Source organism: Psychrobacter sp. YP14 (assembly GCF_003209315.1).
In the GTDB taxonomy this organism is placed as follows: Bacteria; Pseudomonadota; Gammaproteobacteria; order Pseudomonadales; family Moraxellaceae; genus Psychrobacter; species Psychrobacter raelei.
In genome coordinates this window covers 1,679,433-1,696,102 of the sequence record NZ_CP029789.1, presented here as the reverse complement: position 1 = coordinate 1,696,102, position 16,670 = coordinate 1,679,433, and the positions used below count along the sequence as shown (strand labels likewise).

Annotated in this window: 10 protein-coding genes; 4 read left to right on the top strand and 6 right to left on the bottom strand. The window is 44.4% G+C overall.

Going from position 1 to position 16,670, the window contains the following annotated elements:
* Positions 1–29: 29 nt before the first annotated feature.
* From DLE54_RS07015 to DLE54_RS06995, 5 genes are all read right to left on the bottom strand, one after another.
* Entirely contained in the window at positions 30–1,046 is a 1,017-nt protein-coding gene (locus DLE54_RS07015; protein WP_319922120.1) for a peptide ABC transporter ATP-binding protein, read from the bottom strand.
* Positions 1,043–2,152, bottom strand: coding sequence for an ABC transporter ATP-binding protein (locus DLE54_RS07010; protein ID WP_197708885.1), 1,110 nt, complete (start codon positions 2,150–2,152; stop codon positions 1,043–1,045). Before DLE54_RS07010 ends, DLE54_RS07015 begins: the two co-directional genes overlap by 4 nt.
* Positions 2,152–3,063 (bottom strand): ABC transporter permease, encoded by a 912-nt coding sequence (locus DLE54_RS07005; protein ID WP_011960750.1) that lies wholly within the window; start codon positions 3,061–3,063, stop codon positions 2,152–2,154. Before DLE54_RS07005 ends, DLE54_RS07010 begins: the two co-directional genes overlap by 1 nt.
* 96 nt (positions 3,064–3,159) lie before the next feature.
* Positions 3,160–4,176 carry an ABC transporter permease gene (locus tag DLE54_RS07000; RefSeq protein ID WP_011960749.1) on the bottom strand — a complete coding sequence of 339 codons (1,017 nt, stop codon included), beginning with the start codon at positions 4,174–4,176 and terminating at the stop codon, positions 3,160–3,162.
* Positions 4,177–4,386: 210 nt separating this feature from the next.
* Positions 4,387–6,021 (bottom strand): ABC transporter substrate-binding protein, encoded by a 1,635-nt coding sequence (locus tag DLE54_RS06995; RefSeq protein ID WP_011960748.1) that lies wholly within the window; start codon positions 6,019–6,021, stop codon positions 4,387–4,389.
* 846 nt (positions 6,022–6,867) lie between these two features.
* On the opposite strand from DLE54_RS06995, the gene DLE54_RS06990 reads away from it, so the two are divergent.
* From DLE54_RS06990 to DLE54_RS06980, 3 genes are all read left to right on the top strand, one after another.
* The gene (locus tag DLE54_RS06990) at positions 6,868–9,282 is read left to right on the top strand and encodes a TonB-dependent siderophore receptor (RefSeq protein WP_162617739.1); all 2,415 of its coding nucleotides are present in this window, start codon (positions 6,868–6,870) and stop codon (positions 9,280–9,282) included.
* A gap of 197 nt (positions 9,283–9,479) precedes the next feature.
* Positions 9,480–10,259: a Fe2+-dependent dioxygenase gene (locus DLE54_RS06985; RefSeq protein WP_110816700.1), complete on the top strand. Its 780-nt coding sequence runs from the start codon at positions 9,480–9,482 to the stop codon at positions 10,257–10,259.
* A gap of 40 nt (positions 10,260–10,299) precedes the next feature.
* Positions 10,300–11,526: an alpha-hydroxy acid oxidase gene (locus DLE54_RS06980; protein ID WP_110816699.1), complete on the top strand. Its 1,227-nt coding sequence runs from the start codon at positions 10,300–10,302 to the stop codon at positions 11,524–11,526.
* 227 nt (positions 11,527–11,753) lie between these two features.
* Here DLE54_RS06980 and DLE54_RS06975 read toward each other — a convergent pair whose 3' ends face one another.
* Positions 11,754–14,033 carry a nitric-oxide reductase large subunit gene (locus DLE54_RS06975; RefSeq protein WP_011960745.1) on the bottom strand — a complete coding sequence of 760 codons (2,280 nt, stop codon included), beginning with the start codon at positions 14,031–14,033 and terminating at the stop codon, positions 11,754–11,756.
* A 508-nt stretch (positions 14,034–14,541) separates the two neighbouring features.
* On the opposite strand from DLE54_RS06975, the gene DLE54_RS06970 reads away from it, so the two are divergent.
* Positions 14,542–16,575 (top strand): TonB-dependent receptor domain-containing protein, encoded by a 2,034-nt coding sequence (locus DLE54_RS06970; protein WP_110816698.1) that lies wholly within the window; start codon positions 14,542–14,544, stop codon positions 16,573–16,575.
* Positions 16,576–16,670 lie beyond the last annotated feature (95 nt).

The window sequence follows — 16,670 nt, the reverse complement described above, 5'->3', positions numbered from 1 at the left end:
TAAAAAATCCGAAGTCAATGGCTGATGGTCTAGCCATAAATCTCCTCTAAACGGATACAAGACACCAAGCGTCCTCTCCATTCACGCAGCTCAGGCTCTACTTGGCTACATTGGGCTGTGGCGTAAGGGCAGCGCTTGTGGAGGGCACAGCCTGAAGGTGGGTTTAGAGGGCTGGGCAGCTCACCTTGTAATTTAAGCTCTTTTTTGGCTTCACCGATACTGGGTGCCGCCGATAATAAAGCAATGGTATAAGGGTGCTGGGGATCATTATAAATGGCTTCTTTGGGGCCGTGCTCGACCACTTTACCTAAATACATCACCATCAAGTCGTCGGCGATATGGCGGACCACAGATAAGTCATGTGAGATAAACACATAGGCGGTCTGATACTCATCTTGCAAATCCATAAACAGGTTTAATACCTGCGCTTGAATAGAGACATCTAGTGCTGAGGTGGGCTCATCGGCCACCACAATCTTTGGATTGAGCATCATCGCCCGTGCCAGAGCAATACGTTGACGCTGGCCACCTGAGAACATATGCGGATAGCGGCCGGCGTGCTCAGGACGCAGCCCCACCAGACGCATCATTTGGTGGACCCGCTCTTTTTTCTCGCTAGCAGACAATTTGGTATGAATATCCAGCGGTTCGGTTAGCTGATAGCCAATGGTATGGCGAGGGTTTAAGCTGCCATAAGGGTTTTGGAACACCATCTGGATTTCGGTACGAAGCTGTTTTAGCTCGCGGCGACTATAACGGGTGGTGCCCTCACCATTGATGTATAGCTCACCTTCAGTGGGCTGCTCAATTAGGGTCAATTGTCGGGCAAGGGTTGATTTGCCGCAGCCAGATTCACCCACCACGGCCAAGGTTTTGCCGGCCTGCAGCTCAAAGGAGATACCATTTAAGGCCTTGACATAACCCTTGGGTTTCCCAATACCTTGCGAGACTGGATAGTGCTTGTGCAGGTTGTCGGCTTTCAGCACTATTTTGGCTTGTGTATTCACGCTTGCCGTAGTAGCGGTGGAAGTTGCATCAGTCATCATAGTGCGCTCCCCATTGATTCAGAAGAGGGGTTTGAAAAACGGGTAGAGGTACGGGCTGGAAAATCCGTCTGTATGCATCTAACCAGACCATTGGGGGTCGGTAGGATAGGCGGCGGCACATCACACTTGTCTTGCTTATAAGGGCAGCGCGGTGAGAGCAAACAGCCTTTGGGACGGTCATATTGACTGGGTACCACACCCGGTAAGCTGTTTAAACGCTCTTGGCCTATGGCAAGCTCAGGAATGGCTTGTAAAAGCGCCTCAGTATAAGGGTGTGAGGGTTGATCAAATATCTCAGGTACCCTGTTGGTCTCTACCATTTGACCGGCATACATAACCGCCACGTCGCGGGCATTTTGTGCCACCAGTCCTAGGTCATGAGTGATTAACACCATAGCCATCTGCTTTTCACGTTGTAGTCGGGCGAGCAGGTCCATGATTTGCGCCTGTACGGTCACATCTAGTGCGGTAGTGGGCTCATCGGCGATCAATAGCTTAGGCTCACAAGCCAGTGCCATAGCAATCATTATGCGCTGACTCATACCGCCTGATAATTGGTGCGGATATACCGATAGTCTGTTTTTGGCATCAGGAATTTCAACCAACTCTAACAGCTCTAAAATACGCTGACGGGCAGCGTCACCTTTGAGGCCTAAATGGGTTTTTAATACTTCTGCCAATTGATATTCAACCGTGAAGCTGGGGTTTAGGCAAGACATGGCATTTTGGAAAATCATGGAGATGTCTTTACCAATAATTTTGCGCCGCTCACGTCCTGATAAGCTCAGCATGTGCTGGCCATCGAAGTCCATTTTGTTGGCAGCCACAGTGGCGCTTGAAGGCAATAAGCCCATTAAAGCCATCATGGTTACTGATTTACCAGAGCCAGATTCACCGACGACGGCCAATACCTCACCTTGTCTTAACTGCAGTGATACATCATCAACGGCACGAAAAGCGCGCGCGCCTTTACCGAAGGTGACAGATAAGTTTTCAATATCCAAAAGCAGCGGTGCAGCGTGTTGGCCAGTGGCCTCATTTTGGGTGTTCACAAGGTGATCAGAGCTAAGCGTTGAGGTGGCAGGATTAGAATTTAAAGTTGTCATTAGCTCACCTGCTTTAGTTTAGGATCAAGAGCATCACGTAGCCCATCTCCGGTTAAGTTAATAGATAAAGCGGCTAAGAAAATAGCCAAACCGGGCCAAATGGCAAGCCACACATTGCTTTGAATGTATTGACGAGCGGTACCCAGCATTGCACCCCATTCTGCGTCTGGCGGCTGTACGCCAAAGCCCAAAAATCCAATTGCGCCAGCTTCTAAAATGGCTGAGGAGAATATCATGGTGGCCTGCACAATAAGCGGCGCCATACAATTAGGCAAAATCGTGATAAATAATAGCCTAAGTACGCCAGCGCCCATCACCTTAGAGGCTGTGAAGTATTCTCGTTGCAATTCGACCATGGCAGTGGCTCGGGTCAAACGAATAAAAGGCGGGGTACACACCAAGGCAATGGTGATGATGGTATTGGTCATGTTTGGACCTAAAATGGCCGCAATGATAATGGCCAATAATAAGCTTGGATACGACATCAAAATATCGTTAACAAGCATCACAGCCTTACCCCAAACTTTGGGCCAAAAGGCGGCGCTAAGGCCTAGGCTGATGCCAGTAATCATGGCCAAAGTTGTGGCACTTAGGCCGATAAATAATGAATAGCGAGCGCCATACATCACCCGAGACAATGTATCACGGCCGGCATCATCGGTGCCTAAAAAGAACATGGCATCGCCGCCACTCATAAACGACGGTGGGAGCTGCTCTTTTCCTGTAAATAGCTCGTAAGGGTCATGTGGTGCAATGCTGGGCGCAAGCAGTGCCACTATGACCATGAGCACTAATACCAGTAGGCCAAGCACGGCGCCTCGGTTGCGACAGAACGTTGCGACAAACAGCCGCCATGAGGAGGGGGGCGCTGCGGCAAGCTCGATATCTTCGGGAAGTACGTTAGTCTTCATTTGGATTTTCCTATTTTTCTAAGGCGATTTGATAATAAATTTTTTTGGTTATATAGGACGAATAAGCTCATAAATAATGGCTGCATAACAGATAGCCTATGAGGTATGTCTGATACGGGGATTGATTAGCCCGTATAAGATATCGACCAATAGACTGACCAAGATCAGAGCCGTCGCGACCAATAAAATGCCATTTTGAACAATAGGGTAGTCCCGCGTGAAAAACCCATCGAGAAGCCAGTTGCCGACACCTGGCCAGCTGAAGATAGTTTCGGTAATGATTGCACCGGCTAATAAGGTGGCCATTTGTAGTCCGACTACAGTAACCACAGTAATGAGTGCGTTGCGCATAACATGAATTAAAATAACCCGCTTAGGTGATAACCCTTTAGCTCGGGCAGTACGCACATAGTCCTCATCCAACACCTCAAGCATGGCAGAACGGGTCATCCGTGCAATCATTGCCAAAGGAATGGTAGATAACGCAATAGAGGGTAAAATAAAGTGCTTCACTACGTTCCAAAAAGCGCCAGGTATCCCTGAAGTTAAGGAGCCGAGTAGCCAAGAGCCATATAAGGGTTTGACGTCCAAAAACTGAGCAACAGAGATGACACCAGACACCGGTAATAGACCCAAATAGTGAGCAAAGATACCGGTTAAAATAGGGCCCAGTAAGTAAATGGGCATAGAGTAGCCGGCTAGGGCGCCGGACATCAGAGTATAATCCAGCCAACTGCCACGCTTTAAGGCGGCTAATATGCCAAGGCTAACGCCGACAATGCTGGCGATAGTAATGGCACAAAGCGCCAGCTCTAACGTGGGCACGAAGTGGGCGAAGAAGTCTTGTAAAACTGGGGTTCGGGTACGAAAAGAAGCCCCAAAGTCACCTTGTAAAATATTGGTTATATAATCCCAATATTGTACAGGCAAGGGCTTATCTAAGCCTAAGCGGGCAAGTGCTTGGGCGTGCATTTGCGGATCGACCATACGCTCCCCCATCATAATCTCTACCGCATCGCCAGGGACGAGTCGAATGAGGGTGAAGGTGGAGAGGGTCAGACCAATATACACAGGGATAAGAATCGAAATTCGACGAAGAATATACAGTAGCATGGGCGCGCTCGATTTTTTAAAACAAAGAGTTTGCTATAACACTAGGATGAAAGGAGATGGCTGAGTCTGAAGTATCAAATAGGGCATCTAATACTAAGTTCAGAGTTGGCTATCCTCAAAATCAAAAAAGGCTGGAACAGAGAGGTTTCTGAACCAGCCGTCTTACCTAAATTATAGAGTTAGGTTGTTTACTGGTATGGAGTAAATCGATTATTCGACATCCACACCATCAAAACGAATTGAGCCTAAAGGACTGATTTTATAATCCTTCACATTCGGTGTGGTTAACACCGTTACTACTGAGTTGGCCACTGTGGTCCAGGGTAGATCTTGCTTGAAAATCTCCTGAGCCTGTTTGTAATTAGCAATGCGCTCTTCTTGGTTGGTGTTAGAGCGGGCATCCATAATCAGCTTATCAAAGTCTTTGTTACACCAGCGAGCATAGTTATTGCCATTGACGGCATCACAAGATAATAAGACGCCCAACCAGTTATCAGGGTCACCATTGTCGCCCGTCCAGCCAGCTAGGATAATGTCGTGTTCCCCTTTGTTGGCACGCTTTAAGTACTCGCCCCATTCAAAGGTTTTTAAATTGGCTTTGACCCCAATTTTTGCCCAGTCAGCTTGAAGCATTTCGGCCATCAGCTTAGCGTTGGGGTTATAAGGACGTTGAACAGGCATATACCACAGATCAATATCAAAGCCTTTAACACCTGCTTCTGCCATTAATGCTTTGGCTTTTTCGGTGTCATAAGGGGCATCTTTTAGCTGATCGTTAAAGCCCCACTGAGTAGGTGGCATCGGATTGGCTGTTTTTACGCCAGCACCTTGATAAACAGCATCGATTAGTGCGTCTTTATTGATTGCCATATCAAGCGCTGCACGTACTTTAGGATCTTTTAGCTCAGGTCGCTCTGTGTTATAGGCAATATAACCTACGTTAAAGCCTGGCTCTTCTAGTACTTTTGCTTTACCTGAGGCTTTAGCAGACTCAACCTCAGAGGGATTGGCATAGGCGGAAACATGACACTCACCCGCTTGTACTTTTTGAGCACGTACGGCTGAATCTTTGGTGATAACGAAAACTAGGTTATCAATGTGAATGTCGTCTTTATTCCAATAATCTGGGTTTTTGGTATAGCGAATTTGTGAGTCTTTTTGGTATGAATTGAAGATAAACGGACCGGTGCCCACAGGTTTGGTATTTAAGTCAGCTGCTTTGCCTGCATCCATTAAAGACTGCGCATATTCAGCAGAGTCAATATAAGCAAACGGCATGGCAAGGTTTTGTAAGAAAGGCGCGTTCACTTCTTTTAAGGTGATTTTTACCGTGTAGTCGTCAATTTTTTCGATATTGGCAATGTTATCAGGAAGGCCCATGTCGACTGAATAAGGAAATTCAGCTGGGTATGCTTTATTAAATTCAAAATTAGGGTCAGTCAGACGCTTTAGGGTAAATACCACATCGTCAGCATTGAAGTCACGGGTAGGGGTGAAGAAGTCAGTCTTACCAAATTTAACCCCTTTACGTAGATGTAGGGTGTAGGTTTTTCCGTCTTCACTGATGTCCCATTTTTCTGCTAGAGCAGGTTGAATCTCTGTTTCACCACGTTTGAATTCAACCAAGCCATTGTAGATAGGATAGGCACTGGCATCAAAATCGGTGCCGGCAGTATATTGAGCAGGGTCGAAGCCTGCAGGGCTACCCTCAGAGCAGTAGATTAAAGTCTTGCCGCCTTCAGCAGCACCGGCAGATGAGGCCGCTTTATCACCACCACCGCCACAAGCGGTGATACCAATGGTTGCTGCGGCTAATAGGCTAAGCTTAAAAATAGGGTATTTCATAAAAACTTCCTGTGTCGCTAGTTGACTGAATCTCGCGGAGGGTTTCTCGAGTCATTCAGCCCAAGCCCGACAGGCTGTCTTTGGGTGCCGCTCAAATCCGTTTATGCAGTCAATTAGTAAGATTGTTGTCTAAAATGGGTCATTAATATAATTACCAACCCTAGTATATTGGCCAGAACGGCCACCCTAAAAAATACGATTTTAACCTACCTGTATGCCCCACTTAACAAATGTATGTTGGGTAAATAAGGTCTCTTAAATATCGAGTATTACGAATATACTATGTAAATACTAAGTTACGCAAGGTATCAAATAGGTAAATATTTTAAACGGTGAGTTCACACTATGGTTTTGAAGCGCTTGAGTGATGGGTTAAGAGCAATAAAAAGGGAGTAATAAGGCTAAATCATTGCATTAATGATAAAAAAATTTAAAAAATACTTGCAAATTAAAAACATATTAATGACAATAATTCCCAAATGATAACGATAATTAACTATCAAAACTAGTTGCAGCCGATTTAGGTAACAAATCTGTTAACTTAAGCACCATTGAGCAAGACTCAAACAGGGCTTGATAAACAATGACCTGAGCGGCTGCTTTTTCGTTACTCATTCAATGATGTGGTTTTCGTTTTATAACCCTTTAAGTGGTTGACGTGATAAGCGCATCATGCCGTTAGCCAAACTTTAAAACTTAGGACTTTAACTTATGCATGATAACCAGTGTGACCGATTAATCATTAATACAAAGACAAAGACAGCCAATAATGCTGTCCTGTGTGCAGCAAAAAAACCTTCTGCAGTTGTCAGTACTCGGAAAAACAGTTTATCTAAATTATTACTTATGGCTTCTGCTGTACCTCTGTCCTCTATGGCTCTAGCAGCTGAGCAATCGAGTACTCAAGCAGACTCACAAACAGAATTGATGAGTGCCGTTAGTCCTAATAATCCTAATTCAGAGCCGCATATCACTTTAGATGCCATCACCGTTAAAGCCTCGCGCCCTGCCGAATTCAAAACCGATAAGTTACAAAACCAAAAGTACACTCGGCCGTTAGTCGAGGTACCACAAACGGTAACTGTACTGGGTGATCGTTTAATTGAAGAACAAAAAGCAGGCAGTTTAATCGATGCGCTGCGTAATACTCCAGGTATTACGATGCAAATGGGCGAAAATGCCAATAGTACTGAGGGTGATGCGATTAGTATGCGCGGTTTTTCAGGCAATAGCTTGTTTTTGGTAGATGGCGTGCGTCAAGTAGGCGCCGTTAATCGCGATACATTTAATGTTGAGTCTATCGAGGTGACCAAGGGGCTGGCAGGTGCTGAAATTGGCCGTGGTGCAACCGGCGGGGCCATTAATATCATAACGAAAAAGCCTAAGTCTTATGAGGATTATAAAACAGAAGTCAGCATAGATACCGAAGGTAAAACACGGGCTGTGGCTGATCTAAACCGCCCCTTAAATGATGATTTTAACGGTCGATTAAACCTGATGTTTGAAAAGGGTGATGCGGTAAAACGTGATGAAGTGGATGTTAAGCAGTATGGTATTGCACCGAGTATTACTTGGAATAATGGCGGAGCAACCCGAGTCACTGCTAGCGCTGAGATGTTAAGATCTCGTAATACGCCAGAGACAGGTATTCCATCCATAGGAATGGACGGTTACTTTTATGGTCGTACTGATTATACGGTGGATGACTTTGATTTTTCTGAATTTGATTATTCACGGGTAAATGCCTCAACGCCTGAAGAGGTCGTGGCTGAGCTGAATGCGGCTAATGCTGCAAGAAATGCAGCACCCAAAGTCAATGACAAAAACTACTACGGAATGAGCAGTGACTTTGAAGATATCGACAGTGATGTCTATAGCGTGTTTGTTGAGCATGACTTTGATGATGACATTCATCTTACCAACACCACGCGATATTCTAAGACGACCATGGATCGTCGATCGTCAGCACCTTATATTCCCTTTAATACGCCGATTAATATCCGTCGCGGCACCAATAAACTTGAAGTCTATGACAAGCTGGTTGATTTAAATGTTGATAAAAATGATCCCAGCACTTGGCGAATTAGTGCGATTAGACAAGGGGTAGATAGAGAAAACACCACTTTAGCGAACATGACTAATATTAATATTTTAGACTTTAAAACAGGAGCATTAAGTCATGACATCAGTACTGGGGTGGAGTTTATTAAAGAAGAACAAAAAAATAATGGATTAACGTATTCTTCATTGGCTAATAACTTCCCAAGTCTATATCAACCAAATCCAAGTGAGCCACAGGAGCCGACTGTTTCAAATGGTGTTAAAACCAATGGTGAAACCAAAACAGTAGCGGCTTATTTATTTGATACTATCGCTTTAAATGAGCAGTGGGATGTGATGCTTGGTGGTCGTGTGGATAAATACAAAACAGACTTTGTTACCCGTAGACCCGATGGCAATTCTAGTAAGCTAAAAGATGACGGTACCTTATACAGTTATAAAAGTGCGCTGGTATTTAAACCCACCAAGCAGTCTAGTATTTATGCCAGCTATGGTCGAACCGAAACCCCACCGGGCAGTGAGAACTTCACCTTTGGTACCACTGGTCGCGATGCGGCTAACCCCAATGCCAACCCAATTTTTGACCCTCAAAAAACCAAAAGCTGGGAGATTGGCTCAAAATGGAATGTGCTTAATGAGCGATTATTGCTTGGTTTAGCCTATTATCATACCACTCATGAAGATGAGCTGGCAGAGCTTGATGAAAACCGAAACTATGTACAGTTTGGTGAACGCCAGATTAAAGGTCTTGAGTTTTCAGCGCAGGGTGAGATTACGCCAGATTGGCGGGTAAACTTAGGTATCCAGACTATGGATACAGATATCAAAAAAGGGAGTGTTAGCGGACCAGGAGCAGTGGGTGCGTCAAGCAGATGGTCACCTGAGCTAACGGGTACCTTGTGGACCAGCTATGATTATAATGACAAGCTCACTTTAGGCGGCGGTGTGCGTTATGTGGATGAGCAAAAACGTGAAGCAGATCCTAATGTCGATTTAAGTCAGGTTTCAATGCCGGTTATTCCAGATTACTGGGCATTTGATTTGTTTGCTTCGTATCGCTTTAATGATGCATTCTCTGCTGACTTAAACATCAACAATGTGTTTGATAAAGACTATTTAGAGTCAGTTAATATCATGGGCTTTAGAGCGAATAAAGGTGAGCCATTAAATGCGATGTTAACGCTGAAGTATCAGTTTTAAGACGCTAAAACCTTTAAGCGAGCTTGTGTAAATCGCAAGCTTAAACTTATAAAGAGCAAGCCACTTTTGATGACCAGCTATTATCAACGATTGCAAATAGCACAAGTGATACGCTGAGATTTAAAAGTGGCTTTTTCGTCTTGAGTAAGTGATATATTCAATAAGTGATTGACACCGCTGTGAATGGGGAGACCACCATGCTACATATTATTGAAAATCTATTAGATACGGCCCAGCTGTCTCAACTCACAAGCATATTGACGCATCAACATGCGCAGTGGCAAGATGGGAAGCTAACCGCTGGTATCAGTGCACAGCAACAAAAAAACAACTGGCAGCTAAGTCGTCAAGATCCAAGCTATCAAGCCATGGCGAACTTATGTCTTGAGGCGTTGCAGCAGCATCCTGTCTTTATGTCTGCAGCTCTTCCAAAAGTGATTATGCCGCCTTTATTTAGTGCCTATCAGCTGGGGCAAGGCTACGGGATGCATGTTGATAACGCACTACAAACACATCCAGATAGTAAGCAGCTAATGCGTACGGATTTATCATTAACTTTGTTTTTGAATAATCCTGCCGATTATGAAGGTGGTGAGCTGGTTATCAGTGATGAATATGGTGAGCACAGCATTAAACTAAGTGCTGGAGATGCGGTGTTATACCCATCGACCAGCTTACACCGGGTTAATACTGTGACTTCAGGTCAGCGCTTGGCCATGGTGACTTGGGTACAAAGCTTGGTGCGCAGCGATGAGCAGCGCCAGATATTACATGATTTAGATGTGAGTCATATTTTGTTAAGGCAGAAGCTGTTGGCCACCAGCGACCAAGCACAAAGCACTCAGGCTCAACGTACTCAGGCTCAACGTGGTCAGCTTAGTGAGCAACATAGTACAGATCAGCAGTTAACCCATCAAGCCATTGAAAAGCTCAATCAAAGTTATCACAATCTGCTAAGGTTATGGGCAGAAAGCTAATCTAACAGCGGCTATAAATTCAACAAAGGCAGTATCTGTCATGAGCGCTTATTTTCAGTCTAGTACGCATCAGCAGCCACATAATCATACATATCAGCAGCAGCAGCGCTGGCAGCCATTATGGTCACATATTCCAAATGAACTGGTGACTTTGGCAGACTATGAGCACGCTGCACGTCAGCATTTACCGGTACAGATGCAGGCGTTACTGTTTGAGAACAACCTTACTAGTGATAGCAATAAAGACGCTTTAGATCGTTATCATTGGTTGCCTAGAGTATTAAACTCAAAACCGATTGATACCAGTTGCCATTTATATAATCCGCATAGCGCTGTGCCAATCGATATGCATCTTACTCATCCGCTGTGGCTGTCACCGGTTGCGCATCAAGGCTTATATCATCCTCAAGCTGAGCTTGAGACAATGCAAGCGGCGCAAGTAATGAACACACCTATCGTATTAAGCAGCTTTGGCAATACACCTTTTAATCAATTATTGCCACAAGCTAATGTCGGTGTGGTGCAGTGGTATTGGCAGGCATTGCCACCCGCACAACAGATAACTGTTCAATCAACTGGCGCACTCACCCAAGCACGGCGTGAATACAACTTACAACTGATTGATGAGCTCATCGAGGGCGGTCTGCAGCTGTTGGTGCTGACCGTCGATGCACCGCATACAGGGGTGCGTGCAGTCAGTCGGCGTTTGGGCGCACAACTGCCTGATTATTGCCAAGCGGTCAATATGCCCAGTTTTTCGCATCATCATTCATCGCTGAATGTCTCGGAAAATAGCTTAACCCATTTATTAGCGCAAGCACCGACGTGGGAGGATATTATTTGGCTGGTTGCTCGCTGCCGAGTACCCGTGATGCTTAAAGGTATCTTGCATCCCAAAGACGCGCAGCTGGCCAAAGACAGTGGTTGTGCCGGTATTATTGCCTCCAATCATGGTAGGCGGGTACTGGCTGATATTATGCCGGTTGCCAGCTGTTTGCCTAAGCTTCGAGAATACGTAGGTGATGATATGATTATCATCGCTGATGGCGGGGTCAGCTCAGGTAGTGATATGGCCAAACTGATAACTCTTGGCGCTGATGCAGTGGGCATAGGACGCGGCTATATTTATGGACTAGCGTTGGCAGGTGCGCTTGGTGTGGCACATGTCAATAAGCTGCTTTTGGAAGAGCTAGAGGTGACCATGGCCATCTTGGGGGTGGGTAGCTTAAGTGAATTAAGACCTGATTTATTATCTTACATCAATTAGCGTATGCATGAGAGTCGTTAATTGACTGTATCTGTATTTACGGTTTTTAAGTGATTAATTCAGACAAATAAAACGAGTTATCAAAGCTGTTTATTAAATCTGTTTATTTAAGCTAGCGGGCACAAAAAAGCCCAGTTATGAAATCAGCCCCATAAGCTGTGTTCAACTTATGGGGTTGAGTGCATGATTCACAGTGCGCTTTGTGATTGGGTGTGTTGATAATGTATTTACTTATTCACAGGACTATTAGGCTGATAGTTGGTATGTGAAGGTTTGGCAAAGGTTAGCTTAACCACCTGTAATGCCACACAGACAGCACCAGTAATAAAGATGACGTCACCAAAGGTGCGGATCCATCTTAGCGTCACTAGGAAATCTTGTTGTAAGAAGCCTTCGCTACGCGCATACCATAGACCTTCGGTGATTGAAGCATGTGCCTGGAAAATACCAATGGGCAGTAAGCTTGTGGCAATCATCAATACCAACCCCAAGTTTAGCAGCCAAAACCCTGTTTTCATCAGCGTATCACTAAAGACATAATCTGGGCGAATATAGCGCATGACTAGTAATACAAAACCGAGTGCTAAGAAGCCATATACCCCAAATAATGCTGCATGTGAGTGAACTGCTGTGGTGTTCAAGCCTTGCAAATAGAATAAAGACACCGGAGGGTTAATCATAAATCCAAAGACACCTGCGCCAAGCATGTTCCAAAAGGCCACTGCCACAAAGCACATAATCGGCCATTTTAGCTTATGCATCCAAGGCGACTTATGCTGCATAGACCAGTGTTCATAGCCTTCATAACCCAGCACGATTAAAGGAACCACTTCTAGCGCACTAAATGAGGCGCCAATGGCCATAATTGGGGTTGTGGTACCTGAAAAATATAAATGATGGAAGGTTCCAGGTACACCGCCTAGTAAGAATAATGCTGCAGAAGCGATAGAGGATGCTGTAGCAATTTTTTTGTTCACTAAGCCTAAATTGTAAAAAATAAAGGCCAATGATACGGTGGCGAATACCTCAAAGAAGCCTTCAACCCATAAGTGAACTACCCACCAGCGCCAGTATTCCATGATGGTCAAGTGAGTGTGCTCGCCGTAAGATAAGCCTGAGCCGTAGAATAGACCCACACACACCACGGAGGCGAAGAAGATGGCCAAAAGGTTGTTATCGCCCTTGTTCTTAAAGGCAGGCAAGATGCCGCGAGACATAAGCACCAACCAGATTAAGATGCCCACCCATTTTAGAATCTGCCAAAAACGACCCAAGTCAATAAATTCATAGCCTTGATGGCCAAACCAGAAGTTATATTTGGCGGGCATGATTTCAGCGATGGAGAAGTATTGACTGATAAAAGAGCCCACACAAACAATGATTAATGCCACCCACAGTACATCAACGCCTAGCTTTTGGAACTTAGGATCTTTACCGCCATTAATGATTGGGGTTAAGAATAAACCGGCCATTAAGAAGGCTGTGGCTATCCAAAATAGGGCGGATTGAATGTGCCAAGTACGCACTAAAGAGTAGGGGAAGTAGTCAGCTACAGGGATGCCATAGAAGTTTTGACCCTCGACCGTATAATGAGCGACGAAGCCACCGATAAATACTTGGAAAATAAACAAAGCCACTACCAAGAAGCCATATTTTGCCAAGGCTTTTTGAGAAGGGGTGAGTTGAATTTTGGTAAGAGGGTCTGATTCTGGAGTAACCAGCTTAGGCTCAATATGGTCCTCTTTACGTAAGAAGGCCCAGCCCCAAATCAGTAAACCCACGCCAGCAATCAAGAACACCACACTGGCAACTGACCACATTAGGTTCTCTGTGGTGGGTTTGTTGCCAATAATAGGCTCATGTGGCCAGTTATTGGTATAAGTAGCGGTAGTGCCAGGGCGCTCAGCGGAGGCGACCCAAGCGGTCCAAAAGAAGAAATTGGTTAACTTTTCTCGCGCTTCAACACTGGTGATGGTGTTGTTTTTCATAGCAAAGTTTTCACGTGTTTTTTGAAACTCTGGATCATCACCATAGACGCTCATATAATACGGTGCAATATGATTGATGGCCTCAATACGGGTCTTAGAAAGCACCACTGTATTGTGCTCATCTACCGCACTGCTGCGATATTCTTTTTTGACCTGAGCATCTAATACGGCTTTTTGATCTTCTGTGGCCGCATCATAGTCTACTGCGTATAGCTCATTAGACTTAATATTGCGCCAAGCTACCAACTCTCTATGCAGCCAGTCTGCGGTCCAGTCTGGTGCCTGATAAGCCCCATGGCCTAATACTGAGCCCAACTGCTGGCCACCCGTACGCTGCCAAGCAGATTGACCGGCCATGATATCGTCTTTGGTTACTATCGTCTGACCTTGATTGTCCACAAATCTTTCTGGAATGGGGGGTGCAGTGCGATAAATCTCTACACCGCCCCAGCCTAAGAATGAAAAAGTGACAATAAGAATGGCGATTAAACCCCACCAATACTTTTTATATTCGCCCATCTCTTACTCCTGAATATACCTAGATAAATATAAGATTCATTTAAAATGAATGTTTATGGGTAGAGCAACGGATCTGTGTTGACCCCATAAAAACATGCGGATAACGGTGACTAATTAAATAACAAAATCTAAATGGTACCTTTGCGTAACAATTTTTCAAATTATAACATTCATTTAAAATGAATGTTATAAGAAAATTCTATTTTCACCCAAAATTTTTAGATTTCAGTCTCCTCTTTATCTGATAAATGCCACTGTCATGACCAGAGTGGCATTAATAATGTCAGGCGTTAACCAATATTACCTAAGTGTGTTTGAGGGGTTAAAACCTAGTAAAAAATTATTAAGCCAATTTTTCTATTGAATTAAAAGTCGTAATTGAGTAGTATCTGCAACCGCAATACATAAATGATAATAGTTATTATTAGTATTATTAATACTGATAACTTAACAATGCTCACTGTTAGCTCTTTTTATTCTTAACCTATTTTGTCTATAGCGAGTTCTTATGCGTACCTCATCTTCTAATCGTTTATCTCCGTTATGTTTAGCAGTTGCTTCAGCGCTTGTTGCTCAAGTAGCTAGCGCTCAGACTGACACGCCACGTATGACGGCTCAAACTATCACAGTAACAGCCAACAGCTCAGCCCGTGATAGAGCTCAGAATGATTCGTTATATACTGAAGAGTACACACCTGCTCAGCAAGCTTCCCATTTAAGTGACTTCTTAGAAGTTGTGCCTGGTGTGAGCGTCGGTGGTACCTCATCTGTTAACCAACGTATTCGTGTGCGTGGCTTGGATGATACCAATCTAAAAGTATCCATTGATGGGGCACGTCAAGAAGGTGCTTTGTTTTACCACATGGGTGATGTGACCATTGACCCAGACCTGTTAAAGCAAACCGAAGTGGCTGTGGGTAATAACTCAGTAACCTTAGGTAATGATGCGTTAGGCGGTGCAGTAGCCTTTAAAACAGTAGATGCTGCTGACTTACTAAAACCAGGCCAAAAAATCGGTGCCAAGCTTCATGCAGGTTATGCCAGCAATAACGATGAGGTATTAACTTCAGCGACTGTCTTTGCTGCTCCAGCTGAAAATGTGGATTTGTTGGCTTACTATGGTAAGCGAGACGTGGAATCTGGTGAAGATGGCGACGGCCGTGAGCTATTTGAGGACAGTAAAGGCGAAAATATTTTATTAAAAGCGGGCGCTACTATCGCTGATGATCATCGTATTGGTGCGAGCTTTAGTCGTACTGAGAAGAAAGGTATTTTTCCATTTCGCCCAGATTTTCCTTCAAGACCTGAAGATCCTATTCCACAGCAAGTTAAGCGTGACACTTACAATGTAGATTATGGCTTTAATCCTGCCAACCCACTTATTGACGTTTCTGCCAATGCTTATCAAACCAAGACCCAGATTTTACGTGATTCAGATGGCAAAGCCGGTTATGAGTTCGATGCGGAAGTAAAAACGACAGGCGCTAAAGTTGAAAATATTAGTATGATTGAGAGCCGTGTTGGCAATCATAAGCTAATCGCTGGTGTGGAGCATTACAAAAAAGAATCAGCAATGAGCCGTGACTTTGCTAAGGCAAGCAATGATGAGGCCAAAAATACTTCCGTATATTTAGAAGATCAATGGCACTTGGACAAACTTACCTTAACGCCTGGTGTTCGTTATGATCGTTATGAGTCACCCAAATTTGTATCAGATGGCAAAACCTATAATAATGTAGTAGGTGCTCTAGCAGCCAGCTATGAAATCGCTCCAAACACACAAGTATTTGCAAGCTATACTCAACTATTTAATGGCCCAGACCTAAGCCAGACTATCTTTAACTCAGATGGCGCAAATACCTTTGTAAATAAAGGTCTTAAGCCAGAAGAAGGGGATAACTCAGAGGTGGGTATCAGCACCGTATTACGCGGTCTAACTTTAGACAATGATGCGCTGCAATTAAGTGCCAAGTACTTTAAGACCAATATCGAAAACTATCTACAGTTCGTACGTACAGGTGGTGGGCGTGAGGGTCTAGACTGTAACACAGGTAGACCAGGCGGCAATTGTCAGGGTTCTGTGAACTCTGATGAAGACTATGAAATCAAAGGGGTAGAGTTAGCAGCTAACTACACCACTAATAATTTTGGTATGGAGTTAAGCTACTCTCGCGCTCGTAGTGAAGGTGATAAAACAGGTAATAGCATTCCTTCTGTCAGTGGCGGCACTGCAGACTCAGGTGACCGTTACATGGTTAACTTGAATTATGATCCCACTAACGAGCTGGGTCTAGGCTGGCGCAGCACCTATGTGGCTTCAATTACGGATAATAACGGCATTACTAAGCCAAGCTACGATGTCCATGATGTCTATATGAGTTATGCACCTCGTCAGTTTAAAGATATAAAAGCCACGCTTGGTGTGTATAATATCTTTGATGAGACCTATGCCAATCACTCTTCACGCTTAAGTGACAGCGATGCAGCAACTGACTTTGAGCCAGGTCGTAATATCAAGGTCTCTTTAACCTACCAGTTCTAACCAATAGACTAGTACTCTTAGATTAGTACCAATAGATTAGTACCTTAGCTAACAATAAAAATCCCGCCATCTTATATGGCGGGATTTTTATTGTT

Excerpts from the sequence above, each read along its gene's own strand:
- DLE54_RS07015 (WP_319922120.1), bottom strand. The coding sequence starts at position 1,046 with ATGATGACTGATGCAACTTCCACCGCTACTACGGCAAGCGTGAATACA.
- DLE54_RS07010 (WP_197708885.1), bottom strand. The coding sequence starts at position 2,152 with ATGACAACTTTAAATTCTAATCCTGCCACCTCAACGCTTAGCTCTGAT.
- DLE54_RS07005 (WP_011960750.1), bottom strand. The coding sequence starts at position 3,063 with ATGAAGACTAACGTACTTCCCGAAGATATCGAGCTTGCCGCAGCGCCC.
- DLE54_RS07000 (WP_011960749.1), bottom strand. The coding sequence starts at position 4,176 with ATGCTACTGTATATTCTTCGTCGAATTTCGATTCTTATCCCTGTGTAT.
- DLE54_RS06995 (WP_011960748.1), bottom strand. The coding sequence starts at position 6,021 with ATGAAATACCCTATTTTTAAGCTTAGCCTATTAGCCGCAGCAACCATT.
- DLE54_RS06990 (WP_162617739.1), top strand. The coding sequence starts at position 6,868 with ATGGCTTCTGCTGTACCTCTGTCCTCTATGGCTCTAGCAGCTGAGCAA.
- DLE54_RS06985 (WP_110816700.1), top strand. The coding sequence starts at position 9,480 with ATGCTACATATTATTGAAAATCTATTAGATACGGCCCAGCTGTCTCAA.
- DLE54_RS06980 (WP_110816699.1), top strand. The coding sequence starts at position 10,300 with ATGAGCGCTTATTTTCAGTCTAGTACGCATCAGCAGCCACATAATCAT.
- DLE54_RS06975 (WP_011960745.1), bottom strand. The coding sequence starts at position 14,033 with ATGGGCGAATATAAAAAGTATTGGTGGGGTTTAATCGCCATTCTTATT.
- DLE54_RS06970 (WP_110816698.1), top strand. The coding sequence starts at position 14,542 with ATGCGTACCTCATCTTCTAATCGTTTATCTCCGTTATGTTTAGCAGTT.